Source organism: Streptomyces sp. G-G2 (genome assembly GCF_030063135.1).
In the GTDB taxonomy this organism is placed as follows: Bacteria; Actinomycetota; Actinomycetes; order Streptomycetales; family Streptomycetaceae; genus Streptomyces.
In genome coordinates, this window is the sequence record NZ_JASISO010000002.1 from 107970 (window position 1) to 127903 (window position 19934).

Annotated in this window: 22 protein-coding genes; 15 read left to right on the top strand and 7 right to left on the bottom strand. The window is 71.8% G+C overall.

What is annotated here, in order from left to right:
• Window positions 1-52: 52 nt before the first annotated feature.
• The 3 genes from QMF80_RS02030 to QMF80_RS02040 all read left to right on the top strand — a co-directional run bounded on the left by QMF80_RS02030 (window position 53) and on the right by QMF80_RS02040 (window position 3364).
• A complete protein-coding gene (locus tag QMF80_RS02030; protein ID WP_283448920.1) occupies window positions 53-1021 on the top strand; it encodes an ABC transporter ATP-binding protein in 969 nt (322 codons plus the stop codon).
• An 89-nt stretch (window positions 1022-1110) separates the two neighbouring features.
• Complete coding sequence (locus QMF80_RS02035) at window positions 1111-1833, top strand: DUF1707 SHOCT-like domain-containing protein (RefSeq protein ID WP_283448921.1); 723 nt, start codon at window positions 1111-1113, stop codon at window positions 1831-1833.
• A gap of 118 nt (window positions 1834-1951) precedes the next feature.
• The gene (locus QMF80_RS02040; protein ID WP_283448922.1) at window positions 1952-3364 is read left to right on the top strand and encodes a DUF445 domain-containing protein; all 1413 of its coding nucleotides are present in this window, start codon (window positions 1952-1954) and stop codon (window positions 3362-3364) included.
• A gap of 112 nt (window positions 3365-3476) precedes the next feature.
• Here QMF80_RS02040 and QMF80_RS02045 read toward each other — a convergent pair whose 3' ends face one another.
• Window positions 3477-3776 (bottom strand): hypothetical protein, encoded by a 300-nt coding sequence (locus QMF80_RS02045; RefSeq protein WP_283448923.1) that lies wholly within the window; start codon window positions 3774-3776, stop codon window positions 3477-3479.
• 45 nt (window positions 3777-3821) lie between these two features.
• Entirely contained in the window at window positions 3822-3986 is a 165-nt protein-coding gene (locus tag QMF80_RS02050) for a hypothetical protein (protein WP_283448924.1), read from the bottom strand.
• 240 nt (window positions 3987-4226) lie between these two features.
• Here QMF80_RS02050 and QMF80_RS02055 point away from each other — a divergent pair, with 240 nt between their 5' ends.
• From QMF80_RS02055 to QMF80_RS02065, 3 genes are read left to right on the top strand one after another with little or no spacing between them, the layout of a single operon-like run.
• The gene (locus QMF80_RS02055; protein ID WP_283448925.1) at window positions 4227-4784 is read left to right on the top strand and encodes a GNAT family N-acetyltransferase; all 558 of its coding nucleotides are present in this window, start codon (window positions 4227-4229) and stop codon (window positions 4782-4784) included.
• A gap of 35 nt (window positions 4785-4819) precedes the next feature.
• The gene (locus tag QMF80_RS02060) at window positions 4820-5809 is read left to right on the top strand and encodes a hypothetical protein (RefSeq protein ID WP_283448926.1); all 990 of its coding nucleotides are present in this window, start codon (window positions 4820-4822) and stop codon (window positions 5807-5809) included.
• Window positions 5810-5859: 50 nt separating this feature from the next.
• Window positions 5860-6837 carry a NaeI family type II restriction endonuclease gene (locus QMF80_RS02065; protein ID WP_283448927.1) on the top strand — a complete coding sequence of 326 codons (978 nt, stop codon included), beginning with the start codon at window positions 5860-5862 and terminating at the stop codon, window positions 6835-6837.
• Here the strand turns inward: QMF80_RS02065 and QMF80_RS02070 are convergent.
• The 4 genes from QMF80_RS02070 to QMF80_RS02085 form a co-directional block, all read right to left on the bottom strand.
• Entirely contained in the window at window positions 6818-7951 is a 1134-nt protein-coding gene (locus tag QMF80_RS02070; RefSeq protein ID WP_283448928.1) for a DNA cytosine methyltransferase, read from the bottom strand. The two genes, QMF80_RS02065 and QMF80_RS02070, sit on opposite strands and share 20 nt — an antisense overlap.
• Before the next feature lie 141 nt (window positions 7952-8092).
• Window positions 8093-8986: an NgoMIV family type II restriction endonuclease gene (locus QMF80_RS02075; protein WP_283448929.1), complete on the bottom strand. Its 894-nt coding sequence runs from the start codon at window positions 8984-8986 to the stop codon at window positions 8093-8095.
• A gap of 66 nt (window positions 8987-9052) precedes the next feature.
• Window positions 9053-9505, bottom strand: coding sequence for a very short patch repair endonuclease (locus QMF80_RS02080; protein WP_283448930.1), 453 nt, complete (start codon window positions 9503-9505; stop codon window positions 9053-9055).
• Window positions 9506-9554: 49 nt separating this feature from the next.
• On the bottom strand, window positions 9555-10559 hold the full coding sequence (locus QMF80_RS02085) for a tetratricopeptide repeat protein (protein WP_283448931.1): 1005 nt from the start codon (window positions 10557-10559) through the stop codon (window positions 9555-9557).
• A 56-nt stretch (window positions 10560-10615) separates the two neighbouring features.
• On the opposite strand from QMF80_RS02085, the gene QMF80_RS02090 reads away from it, so the two are divergent.
• The 6 genes from QMF80_RS02090 to QMF80_RS02115 all read left to right on the top strand — a co-directional run bounded on the left by QMF80_RS02090 (window position 10616) and on the right by QMF80_RS02115 (window position 15408).
• Window positions 10616-11443, top strand: coding sequence for a class E sortase (locus QMF80_RS02090; RefSeq protein WP_283448932.1), 828 nt, complete (start codon window positions 10616-10618; stop codon window positions 11441-11443).
• 61 nt (window positions 11444-11504) lie between these two features.
• Entirely contained in the window at window positions 11505-11675 is a 171-nt protein-coding gene (locus tag QMF80_RS02095; protein ID WP_283448933.1) for a DUF3311 domain-containing protein, read from the top strand.
• Window positions 11676-11713: 38 nt separating this feature from the next.
• Window positions 11714-13177 (top strand): sodium:solute symporter family protein, encoded by a 1464-nt coding sequence (locus tag QMF80_RS02100; protein WP_283449191.1) that lies wholly within the window; start codon window positions 11714-11716, stop codon window positions 13175-13177.
• 51 nt (window positions 13178-13228) lie between these two features.
• On the top strand, window positions 13229-13552 hold the full coding sequence (locus QMF80_RS02105; RefSeq protein WP_283448934.1) for a DUF6412 domain-containing protein: 324 nt from the start codon (window positions 13229-13231) through the stop codon (window positions 13550-13552).
• 111 nt (window positions 13553-13663) lie between these two features.
• Window positions 13664-14371: a YidC/Oxa1 family membrane protein insertase gene (locus QMF80_RS02110; RefSeq protein WP_283448935.1), complete on the top strand. Its 708-nt coding sequence runs from the start codon at window positions 13664-13666 to the stop codon at window positions 14369-14371.
• Between the two features lie 179 nt (window positions 14372-14550).
• Window positions 14551-15408, top strand: a complete 858-nt coding sequence (locus tag QMF80_RS02115; protein WP_283448936.1) for a fumarylacetoacetate hydrolase family protein — start codon at window positions 14551-14553, stop codon at window positions 15406-15408.
• Between the two features lie 185 nt (window positions 15409-15593).
• Here the strand turns inward: QMF80_RS02115 and QMF80_RS02120 are convergent, their stop codons facing one another.
• Entirely contained in the window at window positions 15594-16700 is a 1107-nt protein-coding gene (locus QMF80_RS02120; protein WP_283448937.1) for a Gfo/Idh/MocA family oxidoreductase, read from the bottom strand.
• Window positions 16701-16759: 59 nt separating this feature from the next.
• On the opposite strand from QMF80_RS02120, the gene QMF80_RS02125 reads away from it, so the two are divergent.
• From QMF80_RS02125 to QMF80_RS02135, 3 genes are all read left to right on the top strand, one after another.
• Window positions 16760-17914, top strand: coding sequence for an ROK family transcriptional regulator (locus QMF80_RS02125; RefSeq protein ID WP_502962751.1), 1155 nt, complete (start codon window positions 16760-16762; stop codon window positions 17912-17914).
• A gap of 263 nt (window positions 17915-18177) precedes the next feature.
• Window positions 18178-19017 carry a hypothetical protein gene (locus tag QMF80_RS02130; protein WP_283448938.1) on the top strand — a complete coding sequence of 280 codons (840 nt, stop codon included), beginning with the start codon at window positions 18178-18180 and terminating at the stop codon, window positions 19015-19017.
• A 92-nt stretch (window positions 19018-19109) separates the two neighbouring features.
• Window positions 19110-19868, top strand: a complete 759-nt coding sequence (locus QMF80_RS02135; protein ID WP_283448939.1) for a GntR family transcriptional regulator — start codon at window positions 19110-19112, stop codon at window positions 19866-19868.
• The last annotated feature ends 66 nt before the right edge of the window (window positions 19869-19934 follow it).

Below are 19934 nucleotides of genomic sequence, written 5' to 3' on the forward strand. Positions count from 1 at the left end.
TGTGGAGAGGGAGCGGAGTGCCGATGCGGGCGAGGAAACAGGGAGGTGTGCCATGGAACCGCTGATCGAGCTGGCCGACGTACGGAAGGTCTTCGACGTACGGCGCCGCACGGGGCTGCTGCGCCGGGAGAAACGGCAGGTCAAGGCCGTGGACGGGCTCAGCTTCGAGATCGCGCGGGGGGAGATGGTCGGCTACATCGGGCCCAACGGCGCCGGGAAGTCCACCACGATCAAGATGCTGACCGGCATCCTGACGCCCAGCGGCGGCCTGTTGCGGGTCGCGGGCATCGATCCGGCGCGCGAGCGGACGCGGCTGGCGCACCGGATCGGCGTGGTGTTCGGGCAGCGCACCACGCTGTGGTGGGACCTGCCGCTGAAGGACTCGTACGGGCTGATGCGGCGGATGTACCGGATCCCGGCCGACCGTTTCCGCGCCAATCTGGAGCGGTGTGTGGAGCGGCTGGACCTGGGTGCGCTGCTCGACGTACCGGTCCGTCAGCTGTCGCTGGGGCAGCGGATGCGCGGGGACATCGCGGCGGCGCTGCTGCACGATCCGGACGTGCTGTACCTGGACGAGCCGACGATCGGCCTGGACGTGGTGAGCAAGGCGAAGGTGCGCGGTTTCCTGCGGGAGCTGAACCGGGAGCAGGGCACCACCGTGCTGCTGACCACGCACGACCTCCAGGACATCGAGCAGTTGTGCGAGCGGGTGATGGTGATCGACCACGGGCGGCTGGTCTACGACGGCGCGCTCGCCGGACTGCACGCGGCGGGGCCGGACGGGGGCGGCGGCGAGCGGACGCTGGTGGTGGACCTGGAGCGGGACCTGCCGCCCATCACGGTGCCGGGCGCGCGGGTGGTGAAGGTGGAGGGGCCGCGGCAGTGGCTGGCCTTCCCGGCGGCGGAGTCGGCGGCTCCGCTGGTGGCGGCGGTGGCGGCCCGGTATCCGCTGGTGGACCTGTCGGTACGGGAACCGGACATCGAGGACGTGATCGCGCGGATGTACGCGGGGCGGGAGTAGCGGGGAAGGGTGACGCGGTTCACGGCCACCAGCTCCCTTGTCCCCGGGACCACTTCGGTTCGGGCGGTCGTCTGCATAGGCTGTGCCATATGAGTGAAGAGCGGCCGGAGAAGCCGTTGCCGGAGAAGCGGTTGCCCGATCTGCGGGCGTCCGACGCCGACCGGGAGCGAGTGGTGGAGCGGCTGCGCGATGCCGTCGCCGAGGGCCGCATCGACATGGACGAGTTCGAGGAGCGGCTGGAGGCGGCCTACAGGTCCCGTACGTACGCCGAACTGGCGCCCCTGACCAGCGATCTTCCGGCGGTCCCGGGCCAGGAGCCGGCGGGAGCGGTCGCGCCGCATCCGGTCTCGTTCGCCAAGGCGCCCCTGCCCTCCTCGGGTAGGGACACGTCCTCGGGGGAGTCCTGGCCCGCGCGGATCGGCGGCCGGGGAACGTCGGCGGCCGGTGTGGCGATCATGTCCGCCTTCCAGCGCAAGGGGCACTGGACGGTGCCCGCGCACTTCACCGCGGTGGCGTTCTGGGGCGGTGGCCAGATCGACCTGCGCGAGGCCCGGTTCGAGACGCGCGAGGTCGTGATCAACTGCGTCGCGGTCATGGGCGGCATCGAGATCATCGTGCCGCCGGGCGTGGAGGTCGACGTACGGGGCATCGGCGTGATGGGCGCCTTCGACCACCGGGAGATGGCGGTTCCCGCGGAACCAGGCGCCCCGCGGGTGGTCGTGAACGGCCTGGCCTTCTGGGGCGGCGTCGAAGTGAAGCAGAAGCCGCGCAAGCTGCCGCGCGGTGAGCGCTCGCGGCGCAAGGAGCTGTAGGCCCGGCATCACGCGGCTGTGACGTGGGGACACGCCGGGTGTCGGCGGGAACTCCACGGCCGCCCCGGGAGTCGGATGCTATGCAGACAAACCGGCGCCCCCGGGGAAGGCAGGACCCGTGAACGACACAGGCACGAACCCGACCGCTGACAGGGAGAGGGAGACGGAAGCTGACCGGAGACAGCGGTCGGCAGCGCCCTCGGTTCCTCCCTCGGGGCCTCCCTCGGACCCGCCTCCGGGTCCTCCCTCGGGGCCTCCGTCCGGCCTGTTCGTGTTCAACGCGGCGGACGAGGAGCGGCAGCGCGGCGTCCGCCGGATGAAGACCACCGCCACCGGCCTGCTCGTCCTGGTCGCGCTGGTCTACGTATTCGCCACATGGGCCCAGCACGCGGGCGGCGGGGGCGGCTGGGCGGGCTATGTCGCGGCCGCGGCCGAGGCGGGCATGGTCGGCGCGCTCGCGGACTGGTTCGCGGTCACCGCCCTCTTCCGGCGCCCGCTCGGCCTGCCGATCCCGCACACCGCGATCATTCCGACCAAGAAGGACCAGCTCGGAGTCTCCCTCGGGGAGTTCGTCGGCGAGAACTTCCTGTCCGCCGACGTCGTCCGTACGCGCCTGCACGCGCTCGGCATCGGTGGCCGCGTGGGCGCCTGGCTGGCCGATCCCGCACACGCCGACCGGGTCACCGACGAGCTGGCGACCGCGCTGCGCGGCGCGCTGACCGTCCTGCGCGACTCCGACGTACAGGCCGTCGTCGGCGAGGCCATCACGCGGCGCGCCGAGACCGCCGAGATCGCGCCGGGCGTCGGCAAGACCCTGGAGCGGATCGTCGCGGACGGCGGGCACCGGCGGGCCGTGGACCTGGTGTGCGTGAAGGCGCACGACTGGCTGGTCACGCACGGGGAGTCGGTGATGGACGCGGTCCAGGGCGGGGCGCCCGGCTGGACCCCCCGGTTCGTCGACCGGAAGATCGGCGACCGGGTGTACAAGGAACTGCTGCGGTTCGTCACGGAGATGCGCGACATGCCGCACCACCCGGCGCGCGGCGCCGTGGACCGGTTCTTGAGCGACTTCGCGGCCGACCTCCAGTCGGACACGGACACCCGGGCCCGGGTCGAGCGGCTCAAGTCCGAGGTCCTGGCGCGCGGCGAGGTCCAGGACATCATCGCGTCGGCGTGGTCGGCGGTCCGCTCGATGATCCTCTCGGCGGCGGAGGACGAGCGCAGCGAACTGCGCCTGCGGGTGCGCGCCTCCCTTCTTTCCCTCGGCTCCCGCCTGGCGACGGACGGCCGCCTGCAGGCGAAGGTGGAGGGCTGGATCGAGGGCGCGGTGGTGTACGTCGTGACGACGTACCGGGCCGAGATCACCTCGCTGATCACGGACACGGTGGCCGGCTGGGACGCGGAACACACCTCGCGCAAGATCGAGGCCCACATCGGCCGCGACCTCCAGTTCATCCGCATCAACGGCACGGTGGTCGGCGCCCTGGCGGGCCTCCTGATCTACACGGTGAGCCAGGCACTGGGGGCGTAGGGGGTGTGTAGGGGTGTACGGGCGTAGGGGCGTACGGGCGGGCTCGCCCCCGGCCGCGCATCCCCGGCCCCGCGTCGTCCGGCCCGCCCCCGCCAGGGGCCCCGCCGCGGGGTCAGGCGCGGTCCGCCACCGCCCAGGAGGCGGCGGCGACCACACCAGCCGCGCCGAACACCGCGGGCCACGCGCCGATCTTCTTCGCCAGCGGGTGCGAACCGGCGAAGCCGGCCAGGTACAGGGCGCCGAGGCCGGCCGCCGCCGGGGCCCCGGCGCGGCGGTGCCACTCGCGCCCGGCCACGAGCCCGGCCGTACCGAGTACGACCCCGCCCAGCGGCCGCTTCCGCGTCCAGCGCGCGACGGTGTACCCGCCGACCAGCCCCGCCGCGGCCACTACCGAACTCGGTACCCGTGCCATGTCCATTCCCTCCGCCGTACGGACGTCCTACGCTTCCTCCCGAGGCTAACGCGACCGCCGCGCCAGCCGCCGGGCACCCACCGCCCCGAGCAGCAGCACGGCCCCGCCCACGACGCCGGGCGGGACGCCTGGCGGGAGTACGGCGACCACGCCCAGCACCAGCAGGAACGCCACGGCGCACGCGCCGACCGCCCGCAGGGATCCGTCCACGCAGGCCCTCCCTCACGAGACATGAGCCCGCGTCACGGGCCCGTCACCCTGACAACGCCCCACGCCCGCTCCTGACACGCCCGCGCGCCACACGCACCAGGCGGCGGGAACCGCCCCATACCACCGGGAACAGCCGGAATCTCCCGATCGAGGGATGCGCCACACCAGGCAACCACCGGGGCGTAGATTCGCTCTCCGGAGGAGACAACCCACCCAGCCCACCCCGAGGAGCGGACACCCGTGATCTGCTACGGACCGGCCGTCCTCGACCTGACGGACGAACTGGTCGACACCTACGCCGACGTCTTTTCCGGCCCGCCGTGGAACGAAGGTGAAGAAACCATTCGCCAGTTCGCGGCCCGGCTCCTGTCGGACACCCGCCGCCGTGGTTTCCGTACCGCCTTCGCCCAGACCGCGACCGGCATCGACGGCTTCGCCACCGCCTGGCTGACCCGCGCGCCCTTCCCGGCCGACCGCGGCTACGCCCAGGTCACCGCCCAGCTCGGGCGCGCCCGCGTCCGAAGGCTCCTCGTCGACGCCCTGGAGGTCGACGAACTCGCCGTACGCCGCCACGCCCGCGGCCAGGGCACCGGCCGCGCCCTGCTCGCCGAGATCACCGCCGACGCCCCGGACCGCCGCGCCTGGCTGCTCACCGCCCGCGCCGCCACCGACACCGTCGCCACCTACCGCAGGCTCGGCTGGCACGAGGTGACCCCGCTTCCCGGCACCGAGAACGCGGTCATCGTCTTCCTCGCTCCCGACCACCCCGAGGCGGCCTCCGCGACCGCCGCGGCCTGACGCTTGCCCCCACCCCCGCCGGGCATACCGGCAGCATGATCACCGAATTCGCCCCGCTCGCCCGGCGCCAGCTGAACCTGGCCACCTACCACCAGCTCAAGGCCGCCCGCGTCCCCGCCGCCACCATCACCGGCCGCACCCGCCCGGGCGGCCCCTGGCAGCGCCTCCTGCCCCGCGTCTACCTCCTGCAGACCGGGCCGCCGGACACCCGCCAACGGGCCCTTTCCGCCGTCCTGTACGCCGCCCAGCCCGCCCGGGACGCCCCCCTCGCCGGTACCACCGCCGCCCTCACCGGCGGAGCCGCCCTGGCCCTGCTCGGCGTACGGGACGCCCCCGCGGCCCCCATCGACGTACTGGTCCGGGCCCCGCGCACCCTCGCCCCCGCCCCCGGAGTCCGGCCCCGGACGATTTCCCGCTGGCCCGCCTCGATCACCGTCTCCGGCATCCCGAGCACCCGGCCGCTGCGCGCGGCCGCCGACTTCGAGGCCCGGGCCGATGACCCGGACCTGGTCCGCTCGGTCCTGGCGAACGTCGTCCAGGCCGGCTGGTGCCACCCCCACGACCTCCACGTCGAACTCCGGGCCTCCCGCACCCTCGCCCGCCCCGCCGTCCGCGGCGCGGCGGCCGAACTGGTGGCGGGCGTCCGCTCGATCGCCGAGGCCCGCGCCCGCGACACCCTCACGGCCACGGACCTCCCCGTCCCCCTGTGGAACGCCCGCCTCCACACCCCCGACGGCACCTTCCTGGCCAGCCCGGACGCGTACTGGCCGGACGAGGGCGTGGCCCTGGAGATCGACTCGGCGGAGTACCACTACACGCGCGACGCCTGGCAGGCCACGCTCCGCCGCCGCCTCCGCCTGGAGGCCCACGGCATCCTCGTGGTCAGCGCGACCCCGTCGATGATCCGCGACACACCCAAGGAGGTCACCGCGGCCCTCCGCACCCTCCTGACCCTGGCCACCACCCGCCCCGCCCCACCCACAGCCACCCCGCGCGACCACCACCAGCTGGAGCTGCCCCTTTAGGGGTGTATGTCCGAGCCTCGTCGCGCCAGTTCGTCAATTGAGTGCGAGAAATGCTCGAACATGATCGTAATCTGATCGCCATGATGACGAGTGATGCACTTTTCGGTGACGACCTCGAGCCCTCGGGGGAACGGAGCGGGGACGGAAGGCTGGACCGGGTGGCTGCCTGGTTCGCATGTCAGCCCGATCTGCAGAATCGTTTTTCCGCAATTTTGAGGAGATCGATCGACGAGGTCCTGGATGGTCAGCAGACTGGTCGGTACGACCTCGATGCCCCCAATGTGGCCAAGACCGAGAAGACCTATCTGGGCACCAAGGTCGAAATCATCTGTCAAGCGGAATTCGGTCTTTCGCGAGGTTCCAAGTTGGACTACAGCGTTGCTGGAGTCGACGTTGATGCAAAATTCTCGCTCACTGGAGCCTGGATGATCCCCGTCGAGGCAATGGGGCATATCTGCCTCGTGATGTCCGCCGACGACGCCGCGTCATCCTTCCAGGTCGGCCTGGTGCACATACAGGATGAAGTGCTGACGAATCGTGGAAATCGCGACGGGAAGAGGTCCATATCCGCGCGAGGGCGCTCTGCCATTCACTGGATGGTTCGGAACGGTGTGCTGGCCCCGAATGTTCTGCTCCGACTGGATGTGGAAACTCGTCGCAGAATCGAATCGGTGCCGGCGGGTCAGCAGCGAGTGAATCAAGTTTTTATGCTTGTGCAAGGAACGGTGGTCGATCGCAACGTCATCGCGACGGTCGCTCGTCAGTTGGACGCGCCGAAGCGAGTTCGTGATGCTCGTAATCAGCTGCGGGCGGAGGGCATCATCATCCTCGGACACCAGAATGACAGCCCCGCCATCGCGCGGATGCTGGGACTCGAGGTTCCCGTCAAAGGGACCTGGGTCGCCGCACCACTCGCTGTGGCGCAGCCGGGGGACACCCGACCCGGCGCGATCATCGAAGGGAAGATCTACGTCGTAGCGAAGCCGGGTGAGGACCGAGTGCCTGTGCCTACGACCCTTCGGTTCTGAGGTTCGCCAGCAGGTAGGGCTTGAGGTGGGTGGCGATGGCCTCGGCGAGCATGGGCGGTACCGCGTTCCCGATCTGCTTCGCGATCTGAATCTTGGTTCCACACCACAGGAACGTGTCGGGGAACGTTTGCAGGAGGGCGGCCTCGCGATGGGTGATGGGTCGGTCGACCCGATATCCGTCTACGCCAGGCTCCCATTGGGGGTGCAGGTACTGGCCCTTCTCCGGTTTGTAGAACTCTGTCCTGATGGTCAATGAAGGCTGACTCCACTGCATTCGCCCCATGACGTCGGTCGTCCCGGTGGCCTTTTTCTTCCAGCAGTTCGGAAGGAGGCCGTGAGGGAGGTCGAATCGTCCACCCCCCGGTGGGACGTGGGCGTAGCGGAGAAGGGAAAGCTCGGTAGGGGTCCTGCCGATGTGGAGATCTTCGCTCTTGAAGATCCCGGGTACGCCTTGGTCGAAGAACGAGGTCGTCGAGGCGGGCAACATTGTCGTGTTCGGCCTGTCGGCGAGTCCCTTGTCCCCGAAGGCGTCCTTGACCGTGCGCCAAGGCTTGAGGCCCATGGGGTTGCCCTGCCCGTGGGTCTGACCGGGGAGGGGGATGCGGCCGATCTTGGATCCGATCACGATGGCGCGCTTCCGGCGTTGCGGGACTCCGAAGTCGGCTGCCAGCAGCAGTCCGTGCGTGAGCTCGTAATCCTCGAGCAGCCCACCTGGGCGAACTTCCTGCTGCAGCAGGAGAAACTCGGAGGACTTCAGAAAACGGTCCACATTCTCAATGACGAAGACCTTGGGGCGGGCGTGTTGGACGAAGCGGATGTACTCCTTCCAGAGCTTGTTCCGCGGATCATCGACATCGCGAGTGCCCAGGTTGGAGAAGCCCTGGCACGGCGGTCCCCCGATGATGACGTCCGCTTCCGGGATCTCGCGATCCTCGACCCCCGCGATGTCGCCCCAGCGCATGTGTTTTTCGCCGTAGTTGGCCGCGTAGGTCGCGGCCGCTTGAAGATCCCACTCCACCGCCATGGTCGGTTTGTACCCCTTCGCGGCAATGAAGCCGGCAGTCATGCCGCCGCAGCCTGCGAACAGATCGATCATGGAGATGTGCTTAGCCATGGGGCACAGGTTAGTCGGAGGTACTGACAGTTGTCCCGGATGGCGGTGGGAGTGGAGGGAGGAGCATGCTTGGCTGGCGTCGATCCGTCGCGAAAGTGTGCGGTCGGTCACAGGCCGGGGCGTTGGTGCCCCGATGGCCGCTCAGAGGGTTGCGACGTACTCGCGCAGTTCGTCGTAGTCACGGAGGCGGCGCTGGTCGCAAAGGCGCCTGAAGTTGTCGCGGATCCCCAAGCGCGCCCTGGGCTGATTCCCGGCGCAGTACTCGTCGATGGCTTGGGAGAGCGCGGGCAGGTTGAGGTGATAGACACAGTCGATCTCCCCCGACCCTCTGCCGAGAAGGGCCAGCATGGAGGGGCGGGGCTCCATCGTCACTGTGGCGAAGTGGGGCATGCGGCCTCTGCGCAGCGAGGCCATTTTCGCTCCCTGGCTGCGGCAGTCCTGAGCGCGGTCGGTCCGGAGTGTCCACTTCAAGGACAGCCCGGCCACTAGATGCCTGGGTCCGTTCTGTCCGGTAGTTACGCCCGGTGTCGATCGGGACACGGTGATGTCCAGCTTGAGGAGGGACTCCTCGCCCAGGAGGTCCAGCAGGTCGCGGCGGCGGCCTTCCAGGATTTCCAGTTCGTTGTGGATCCCATCGAGGTGGGTGTCCAATTCGCACTGTACATCCGCGGCGATGGTAGATGCCGCAGAGAAGTCCCGGAGATCCTTCACCCTACGGGTTACCGCCAAGGAGCTGTCCTTGCGGAGCGTGGCCGTGGCGTTGAGGTGAGAGAACTGCTCGAAGCTTGCAATAGACCTCTCCGGTTGCACCATCAGGTGCGGAGACGCGACCTGGAAATACTGGGAGAGGTCTGCTGCCATCGTGCTCGCCATGAGATTGCCGACGGCATCGGACGGGGCAAGTTTGCCGGGAGCTATGCCCATTGATTCGAAGAACGCAGTGCCGAGGTCGATGGACTGCTTGTCGTTCGCGTCCGAAGTGTTGGGACGCCCATTACGGTATCCGCAAAGAGAGGCGACGAACGGTGCGGGCACGAGTGCTCCAGTTCTGCGATTCAATGGGCGATCGGTGACTGCGGAGAAGTCGGGGAGGTCCTGAAGTCATTGTGATGCGAGGCCACCCGGGGATTGCGAGCGGTTTGCTCGTTCCCTCTTGATGCTCGTGACCGTGTCGGCCACGGTGGTGGGTGTCTCGTGTTCCCAGAAGCGGAGCACGGTCCAGCCGTTCGCTTGGAGATGTGCGGTTGTGGCCAGATCCCGGGCCATGTTCTTGTCCAGCTTTGTCCGCCACCACTCGGCATTGGCCTTCGGCTGCGTCGCGTGCTGAGGGCAGCCGTGCCAGAAGCAACCGTCGAGGAAGACGGCGATCTTGTCCCGTCCGAAGGAAATGTCGATGGTTCGCCGTGGCATGCCCGGCACGGGAACGTGCACGCGGTAGCGGAGTCCGGATGCGTGCAGGAGCCGTCGTACTGCCACCTCGGGAGCGGTGTCTCGCGAGTTCTGGCGGCTCATGCGGGCCGAGACCTCGGGAGAGGAGGGGGCGACATCGGGCATGGATCAATGATGCCGGCCCCATCGCTCAGCCCGTCGGGCTGGCAGGACTTCAGGCCAGGGGGGAGCCGTGGCAGGTGGCGTAGGGCTTGGTGGAGGCGCACCAGCACGGGGTGGTGGGGGAGGGGGGCCAGGGGGTGGCCTTGCCGCGGGCCGCGAGGGTGGTGGCGTATTCCGCCAGGAGGCTCGGGGAGGCGGGGGAGGTCTTCTCGGAGGCCGCGAAGGCTTCGTACGAGGGGACGCTCGCCGTGACGATGCCGAGGTTGGTGGTGCCCGAGGCGGCCAGGGCGCGCAGGGAGGCTTCGATCTCCGTCAGGTGCGCGGCGTGGGAGGGGTACTCCGAGGCCAGCGTCGGGTACGACGCGAGGAGTTCGGTGAGTTCCTGGAGGGGCCAGTGCAGCAGGGCAACCGGGAAGGGGCGGGAGAGCGCGGCGCGGCGGTCGCCGAGTTCGGCGCGCAGGCGGGCGATCTCGGCGCGGAGCTCGGCCGGGTCGTCGGAGCCCAGGGCCCAGATGCGCTTGGGGTCGTGGAGTTCGTCGAGCGGGATCGGGCCGGTGTGCCGGGTGTCGGCGACCATGTCCCAGTCGTCGTGGGCGAGCCCGAGGAGGCGGCGGACCCGGTGGCGGCCCGTGAGGAGGGCCGTGGTCGAGGTGGTGAGGGGCTCCTCGTCGGTGATGAGGAGCTGGGCGGCCTGGGTGAAGCACTCGTGGGCGGCGTCGAGTTCGTCGTGGGCCTCGAGGGTCTCCGCGATGACCTCCCAGGGCGCCGGGTCGTCGGGGGCGGCCGCGCGGATGCCGGAGATCAGGGCGCGGGCCTCGGCCTCGTGACCGTACTCCCACAGGTTCGCGGCCTGGAGGGCCTTGATCAGGTGGGTGTTGTCCGGGGTGCCGGCCAAGAGCTGGTCGTAGAGCGTGCTCGCCCGTTCGCGTACGTCGCCCAGTTCGAGGTGGGCCGCGGCTTGGAGGAGCAGCGGCTCCTGGTCCTCGGGGTAGCGGTTCGCCGTGCGGATGAGGCGCTCGGCTTCGGCGATGTGCTCGGCAGGCGTGTCGGGGCGCATGGTTCACACCGTACTGGGCCTGGTCAGTTGGCGGGGCAGGACTTAAGGTGCGGCCCGTGCGGGATCACATACCTGTGGTGGTGCAGGGGAGCGGTCGGCGGGCCCGGCGCGTGGGGATCGCGCGGGTGCTGTGGGGCTGTGCCGAACTGACCGTCACGCTGGGTGTGGTGGTGTTGTTGCTGGTGGTGCACCAGATGTGGTGGACGAACCGGCAGGCGGTCGCGGGCGCGCGGGAGCAGGTGCGGGCCCTCGAACGGGCCTGGGACCGCGAAGCCCCCGCCTCCGGAGCCGGAGCCGGGCCCGAGTCCGAGTCCGATCCCCAGGCCGTGGCTGATCCGGTGCCCGAGGCGGAGCCCGAGCCCGAGCCCGAGCCCGAGGCCACGCCCACGCGCGCGCCCGTGGCAGGTGCTGGTTCCGCCGGGCGCGGGGTGGCGGCGCCGGGCGCGTCGAAGGCGTACGCCGTGCTCCGGATCCCCCGGCTGGGGTTGGTCGTACCCGTCGCGCAGGGGGTGGACAAGGCCGCGGTGCTGGACAAGGGGTACGCCGGGCACTACCCGGGGACCGCGCAGCCCGGGGCGCAGGGGAACTTCGCGCTCGCGGGGCACCGCAATACGCACGGAGAACCGTTCCGCTACATCAACCGGTTGCGGGCCGGGGACGAGATCCAGGTCGAGGCGCGGGGGCGGACGTACACGTACGTCGTCGGGCAGGTGCTGCCGGAGACCACGGCGCGGGACACCGGGGTGATCGCGCCGGTGCCCAGGAGCGTGGTGAGGCCGGGATCCGGCTACGACCAGCCCGGGGCGTACATCACTCTGACGACCTGCACGCCCGAGTACACCTCCACGTACCGGCTGGTGGTGTGGGGGACGTTGAAGGGGTAGGCGCGGCGGCCGGGGCGTCTACCGTGGGGGTGTGCGTTCGAAACGGGTGAAACGTCCTCAGTTGGCTTGGCTCGCCGTCCCCTTCGTGCTCTTCCTCGGAGTCCTTCCCCTGGTGAACCGGGTGGAGCCGCTCGCCTTCGGGCGGGTGCCCTTCCTGCTCGTGTGGTGCGTCGGCGCGACGCTGGTCACGCCGCTCGCCGTATGGCTGGCCTGGCGCGGTGATCACCGGTGAGCGGGGCGGCCGTGGCCACGTCCGTCTTCGCCGTGTTCATGGTGGCGACCGTCGCGCTCGGCCTCTTCGCCGTACGAGGCAGGGGCGGGAGCGGAGGCGGGGGAGGCGGGCTCGCCGAGTGGTCGGTGGGCGGGCGCTCGCTGGGCACGGTCTTCATCTGGGTGCTGATGGCGGGCGAGGGCTACACCAGCTTCAGCTACCTGGGCGCGGCGGGCTGGGGCTACAACTACGGCGCGCCCGTGATGTACGTCGTCGCGTACATGTCCTGCGGGTACGCCGTCGGTTACGTCGTCGGGCCGATGCTCTGGGACTACGCGCGCCGGCACGGCCTGGTCGGGATCTCGGACATGGTCGCGCACCGGTACGGGCGCCCCTGGCTCGGCGCGGCGGTCGCGGTGCTCGCGTCCGTCTTCCTGCTCCCCTACATCCAGCTCCAGATCACCGGGATGGGGGTGGTGGTCTCGACCGTGACCTACGGGGCCGTGTCCCTGGAGTGGGCGTACTTCATGGCGTTCGCCGTCACCACCGGGTTCGTGGTGGTCAGCGGCCTGCGGGGGAGCGCGTGGGTGTCCGTGCTCAAGGACGTCCTGGTCATCGGGACGCTGGGGTTCCTCGCGGTGTACGTGCCGGTGCACTACTTCGGCGGGTACGGGGCGCTGTTCGGGCGGCTGGTCGCGGAGCGGCCCGAGTGGCTGACCCTGCCCGGGCACGGCGGCGGGGGCCTGGGGATGGGGTGGTTCGCCTCCACCTCGGTGCTCAACGCGCTGACCGTGGTCATCTTCCCGACCACCGTGGCGGGCTACCTGGGGGCGCGGAGCGCCGACGCGCTGCGGCGCAACGCGATCCTGCTGCCCGCGTACAACGTGCTGCTCTTCGTGCCCATGCTGCTGGGGATGGCCGCGCTGTTCGTGGTTCCGGGGCTGACCGGCGCGGGCTCGAACCTCGCGCTGTTCAAGCTGGTCGTGGACTCCCTTCCCGCGTGGGCGCTGGGGCTGATCGGGGTGGCGGCGGCGCTGTCCTCGATCGTGCCGATGGCGGTGTTCATGCTGGTGATCGGGACGATGCGGGGGCGCAGCGTGCTGTCCCTGGTGCCCGGGTGGAGTGCGGGGGAGCGGCAGAAGCTCGCCTCGCAGGTGGTCGTGGTGGTGGCGGGGGCGCTGGCGCTGGTGATGACGTACACCGTGCCCAACACGCTGGTGCGGCTCTCGCTCATCTCCTACGAGGGGATGGCGCAGCTGGTTCCGATGCTGCTGCTGGGGCTGGTGTGGCGGCGGATGACCCTGGTCGCGGCGGTGAGCGGGCTGGTGGTGGGGGTCGCGGCCGTCTGCGCGTTCGTGTTCACGGGCAACGACCCCGTGTGGGGGGTGAACGCCGGGATGGTCGCGCTCGGGATGAACCTGGCGGTCGCGCTGGCGGTGGCGTGGGGCGGGCCGCGGGAGGCGGACGGGCGGCCGGACGCGGAGGTGCTGGCGGCCGATCCCCTTGTCAGTGGACCGGGTTAGTCTGGTGGGGCGATAGAGAAATCGACGGTGTGTGCGAGGGGGGTGGGCCGAGTGGCGCGCGTACGCGGGTTGTTGAGCGCCGTACTGCTCTCGGGCCTCCTCACGCTGTTCCTCGGTCTCTCGCTCGGGCTCTCCCTCGGTGAGGGCGCGCTGGGCGCCGCCGTCGCCTGCGCGGCCACGGCCGCTGTCGGCGCCGCCGTGCTGGGCTGCGCGGCGCTGCTCGCGCGGTGCGCCTCGCCCGTGCCCCCCACCCGAATACGCACCGCGATCCGTGATCGCGAACAGCGCACGGCCTTCCTGCCGCAGCGCGATCCCGACGCCTCCGGCCGCTCGCGGCCCAGGGCGCCCGGGCGGCTCGTCCTGACGGCCGCGTAGGGGCGCACCCCGGAGTACCGGGCGGATCCTTTCGTCCCCACGCGGCTCGTCACGCCGAAATGCGGTTCCACGCATCTTTCGACGTTCGACGAGACCTTCCGGAGGGACTCCGTGTCCGTTCTCACCTCTCTCACCTCTCTCTCCCATGGGTTCACGCAGGGCGTGGCACAGCCGGTCGCCGCGCTCGCGGGGCTGCTGGAGCCGGTCGCGGGCGCGTCGGCGACCGCCGCCGCGATCGTGCTGTTCACCGTGCTGGTGCGGCTCGCCCTGCACCCGCTGAGCCGGGCGGCCTTCCGGGGCGCGACCCCGTCGGCCGGGTGCCTGCCCGTCGTGGCGCAGTTGCCGGTGTTCTTCCTCATGTACCGGGCGTTCACGTCCTCGGACAGCGGGCTGCTGGACGAGCGGCTCCTCGCGGCGCCGTTGGGCTCCCGGTGGGCCGACGCGCTGGGGGACGGCGGCCTGTTCGGAGCGCCGGGTCTCGTGTTCCTGGCGCTGTTCGCCGCCAGCGCGGCCGTCGCCGCGTGGAGTGCGGTACGGGGGCGGCGGGCCGCGCGCTCGGCCGGTGCGCCCGAGCTGGCCGCCACGGTGCCCGCGGAGCAGCGGGAACTGCTGCGCAAGCTGACCGGCGCGCTGCCGCTGCTCTCCTTCGGCACGCTGGTCACCGCGGCGTGGGTACCGCTGGCCGCCGGGCTGTACCTCGTGGCCTCGGCCGGGTGGACGGTGGCGGAGCGGGTCTGGCTCCAGCACCGCAAGGATCGGGCCGGGCGGGCGGCGCGGCCGCTCGCGCAGCGGTCCGCGCAGCGATCCCCCGCCGCCTGAGGGAGGCGGCCCGGCCGGAGGAGGGCGGGCCTCGGAGGGAGGCGTTCCAGTCTGTGAACAGGGTCTTGCGGAGTGGGCCGAGTTATTGGAGGATCAGCCAATCCTCCGATGGCCGCAACCCATCGGCCGGCCCGGGGCGTGCCCACGGGCCGACCACCCACGACCACGGGAGAATGCCCATGAAGCTGCTGCGTGTCGGACCGGTGGGTGCTGAGCGCCCCGCGCTGCTCGACCAGGACGGGACCCTGCGGGACCTGTCCGGCCTGATCACGGACGTGGACGGCGCCCTGCTGGCCGACGACTCCGTGCTGTCCCGGGTACGGGACGCGGTGGCATCCGGTGAGCTTCCCGTCCTGGCCGCGGAGGGCCTGCGCATCGGCGCCCCGGTCGGCCGGATCGGCAAGGTCGTGGGCATCGGCCTGAACTACCACGGGCACGCGGCGGAGGTGGGCGCCGAGACCCCCGCCGAGCCGATCATGTTCCTCAAGGCTCCGGACACCGTGGTCGGCCCCGACGACACCGTGCTGATCCCGCGCGGCAGCGTGAAGACCGACTGGGAAGCGGAGCTGGGCGTCGTCATCGGCGCCACCGCCCGCTACCTGGCCTCGGCCGAGGAGGGCCTCGCGCACGTCGGCGGCTACGTCCTCGTGAACGACGTATCGGAGCGCGAGTTCCAGATCGAGCGCGGCGGCACCTGGGACAAGGGCAAGAACTGCGAGACCTTCACCCCGCTGGGCCCCTGGCTGGTCACGGCCGACGAGATACCGGACCCGCAGGTCCTGGACGTCAAGCTGTGGGTCAACGGCGAACTCAAGCAGGATGGCGAGACCTGCGACCAGATCTTCCCGGTCGGCGAGGTCGTGCGGTATCTGAGCCAGTTCATGACCCTGTACCCGGGCGATGTCATTGTCACCGGCACCCCGGCCGGAGTGGCCATGGGGCAGCCGGAGCCGAAGCCGTTCCTGCGGGCCGGGGACGTCGTGGAGCTGGAGATCGAGAAGCTCGGCCGTCAGCGCCAGGAGTTCAAGAGCGCCTGACCGGTACCGGCCGGACGCAAGCAGCGCGAAGGGGCGGGTCCGCCGTGGTCGGCGACCCGCCCCTTCCGTGTCCGCGCGCTCGCGTCCGGAGGTCCGCCTCCGGGCTTCGGGCCCGGAGCGTCAGCCGCATGCCGCCGCGCCGCGGCGCCGCGCCGTCACGACCAGGCCCGCGATTTTCGGGCGGATCAGACCGCGAACGGTGTGATCGTGACCGCGGTCCCCTCCACTGACGAGCGCCGCGCGGCCTCCAGCACCGCCAGGCAGTCCGCCGCCTCGTACGCGGTGACCGGTGCCGGGCCGCCCTCGCGCAGCGCCGAGGCCACCGCCGCGTAGTACGCCGGGTAGTTGCCCGGTTCGGTCGGTACGGGCCGCCCGCCGCCCGTCACCGGGGACTCGCCGGAGCCGATCCGGCCCCGGAACTCCTCCGGCTCCACGCCCCACGGCCGGTCCGTGCCCGGCCGCTCGCCCTCGCGCAGGGCGGCCTCCTGCGGATCCAGGCCGTACTTCACGTAGCCCGCGGCGGAGCCCAGTACGCGCATCCGCGGGCCCAGCTGGGCGGTGGTCGCGCTGACGTAGAGGTGGGAGCGGACCCCGTTCGCGTGGGTGATCGCGATGAAGGTGTCGTCGTCCGCCTGGGCGCCCGGCCTGCGCACGTCCGCCTCCGCGTAGACCTGGACGGCCGGGCCGAACAGCACCAGCGCCTGGTCGACGACATGGCTGCCCAGGTCGTAGAGCAGGCCGCCGATCTCCTCCGGGGCGCCGGACTCGCGCCAGCCGCCCTTGAGCTGCGGGCGACAGCGCTCGAAGCGGGACTCGTAGCGCTGGACCTCGCCCAGCTCGCCCTCCTCGATCAGGCGGCGCACGGTGAGGAAGTCGTTGTCCCAGCGGCGGTTCTGGAAGACGGAGAGGAAGGTACCCGTCCGGTCGGCCAGCGCGGCCAGCTCGCGCGCCTCGGCGGCGGTGGCGGCGAGCGGCTTGTCGACGACCACCGCGAGACCCGCCGTCAGGGCGGCGGTGGCGAGGTCGACATGGGTCTTGTTGGGAGAGGCGATGACCACCAGATCCAGCTCCCCGGCCCGCTCCCACAGCTCGTCCGGCGTCCTCGCGACGTGTACGCCCGGGAACGCGCCGCGCGCCTGCTCCTGGCGGGTGGGGTCGGAGGTGACGACCGTGTCGAGGACGAGCCCCTCGGTCGCGGCCACGAGCGGGGCGTGGAAGACGGACCCCGCGAGCCCGTAGCCGATCAGGCCGACGCGCAGGGGAGGGGTGGAGGCAGTGGAGGCGGTGGTCATGGCATCCACTTTGGCAACACTGTTGCCGAAGTGCAAGGAGGGTGGACAATGGGCGGGTGATCAGGGGCAGCGCGAGCGCGACGGGCAGCGGAACGGGCAGGGGCGGCAGGGGCGGCGTCGGCGGCGTCGGCGCGGGCGAGGGAGCGGCCGGGCGGGTGGCCGGCGGAGCGAACCTGGCCGGGCTGCGCGGGCACAACGCCGCGCTGGTACTGGCCCTGCTCCGCCGGGCGGGTCTGCGCGGCGAGCCCGGCCCGGGCCGCGGCGAACTGGCCGAGGCCACAGGACTGACCCCCCAGGCCGTCAGCAAGATCACGGCCCGGCTGGTGGCGGAGGGCCTGGTCGCGGAGGCCGGCCGGGGAGCGTCCACCGGGGGCAAGCCGCGCACCCTGCTCCGGCTCGTTCCGGAGGCCGGGCACGCCGTGGGCGCTCAGCTGGACCGCGATGAGCTGCGCGTGGTGCGGGTGGACCTGCTGGGCCGGGTGGTGGCCGAGTGGCGCGGGCCGCTGGACTTCGGCGCCGGGCCCGAACTGGTCGTGGCCGCGGTCACGGACACGGTGATACGGGCCTGCGCGGCCGGGACCCCGTGGGGCGTGGGCGTCGCCGCGCCCGGCCCGCTGGACCACCGGACCGGGGTGCTGGGGCGGGTGACCGGATATCCCGGGTGGGAGGGCTACCCGCTGCGGGAGGTGCTGGCCGAACGGCTCGGGTTGCCGGTGGTGGTCGACAAGGACACCAACGCGGGCGCGGCGGCGGGTGGGGCGGGTCCGGGCTCCGGTTCCTCGGTGTACGTGCACGTGGGCACCGGGCTGGGCGCGGGGCTGCGGCTCGGCGGCGCGGTGTACCGGGGGAGCGGGTCGGGGGCGGGGGAGTTCGGGCACCAGGTGCTGCTGCTGGACGGGCCGCCGTGCCGGTGCGGGGCGCGGGGGTGCGCGGAGGTGCTGTGCCTGGACGCGGTGGCGCGGGGTGACTTCGTACGGGCCGCGCGGGTGCTGGGGGAGGCCGCCGCGAACCTGGTCGCGCTGCTGGACGTGGACCGGGTGCAGCTGGGCGGGCGCGTGGTGGCGGCCGCGCCGGAGGTGTTCGTCGAGGGGGTCCGTACGGTACTGGCGGCCCGCGCCCTGGGCCGCGCACCGGCGGTGGTGGAACGGGCCCCGGGCGGGGTGGCCGAGGGCGCGGCGGAACTGGTCCTGGCCCCCTACTTCGGCCAGGCCTGACCGCCGCCCCCATGTACCCGGCCCCGTGATTCCGGCGCCGGCCCGGGCGCGCGCCGCACCCTTGCCGGCCCGGGCGCGCCGCACCCCTGACCTCTGGCCTCCGTCACCTGACCCCCTTGACCCCCTGCGCCGATCGGGCGTAAACCGGTTCGGGCGGGGCGCGGTGCGCGGTGCGCGGGAGGGGCGGTGTGGGAAGGTGCGGCCACGGCGGGGTGATTGTCACTTCGTCAGATCATCGTCCGGCGAGCAAGCGAAGGTCCTCCATGCGACTGCGCGAAGCCCTTGCCCTCTCCGTGGTCCTGGTCTCCGTACCGGGACCGGCCGCCGCCTCCCCAGCGCTCGCCGCGACCGTGCCCGCCGCGCTTGCCGCGCCAGCACCCGCAGCCCCCGTACCTCCCGGCGGCGGGGGCGCCCGGCCCGCGCCCGCGCTGCCCTCGCGCGCCCGGGCCACCTGCGGTGACGGCAAGAGCGCGGCCTTCCCCATCGGGGCCCGGATCCGCGGCGGCCCGCCCGTCTACCGCCTCGGCGCCGGACCGCAGACCTGGTACCTGGACCTGACCAACACCACCGCCACCGAATGCACCGCCATCCACCCCGTGGTCGTCTTCACGGACAAGGCGCGGGCCCTGCGCCCCGCCCACCTCCGGATGGAGTTCGAGGCGCAGGGCGCGGTCCTGCCGGTCAGCCTGGAGCACACCGACCGGGACGAGATCATCGCCGTGTTCGACGGCGGGCAGGCCTTCCCCGGCTTCACCGTCGGCCCCGGCGGCTCGGCCACCGTCACCGTGCGGCTGGCGTTCGCCGCCGACGCGCCGGTCGGTGACGTCGTCGCCGACGCCGCGCTGGTCCAGCGCAAGGGGGACGACGGGGACTGGATCGGTGAGGCGGGCGGGTACCGCTTCTCCGTCGAAGTCCCCCAGGAGCCCGTCGAGGCGGGATCCGCCGCGACCCTCGCCGAGACCGGCCCCGGCGCGGGCACGACGCACGCCCGCGCCCACGCCGCCCGCGAGTGGGCCTCCGGCTCGGGTGCGTTCGGCGCGCTGGGCGCCCTCATCGTGGGAGTCGCCCTGCTGCTCGGCGCCCGCCGCCTGCGCCGCCCTTAGCCCGCCGCCCTTAGCCCGCCGCCCGCCGACGCGGCCCGCCGACCGCCCGCCCGGCCGTGCCCGCCGACACCCCGCCCCCGTAAAGTCCCAGCGTGGAACCGACCCGTCACCGCCCCGGCTCGCCCGTCCGCTCCGGCATTCCCGAGCACGGGCGCATCCCCAAGTACTACGCCGTCAAGGCGCGGATCGCCGCCCTCGTCGAGGAACTCGGCGAGGGCGGCGCCCTGCCCACCGAGCGCGATCTCGCCGAGCGCTACGAGGTGTCCCGCGAGACCGTCCGCCAGGCCCTGCGGGAGCTGCTGCTCGAAGGCAGGCTGCGCCGCGCCGGGCGCGGCACCGTCGTCGCCGGGCCGAAGCTGGAGCAGCCGCTGTCCCTCGCCAGTTACACCGAGGGGGTCCGCCGGCAGGGGCGCCGCCCGGGCCGTCACCTCATCGGGCTGGAGCAGTTCCCCTGCCCGCCGGAGCTGGCCGCCGGGATCGGCGCCGAACCCGGCGAGCCCGTCTGGCACCTGGAGCGGGTTCTTCTGGCCGACGACGAGCGGGTGGGCCTGGAGAGCACGTACGTCCGGGTGGCCCGCGCCCCCCGCCTGGACAGCGAATTCCAGCCGGATTCCTCTTTCTACGGGTATCTCCGGGAGCGTCTCGGCATCGACTTCGGCGACGCCGACGAGAAGCTGGAGACGGTCCTGGCCACCCCCCGCGAAGCGCTGCTCATCGGGACTCCGCCCGCGCTCCCGATGCTCCTGATCCACCGTTTCTCGCGGGATCAGGACGGTCGGCCGCTGGAGCGGGTGCGTTCGCTCTACCGTGGCGACCGGTTCAGCTTCACGACCCACCTCCGGCCCGAGTAACCAAGAGCACAACGCAACAAACCCACACCAAGCAGACAGATCTACATCACAGAATGATAACGGGTC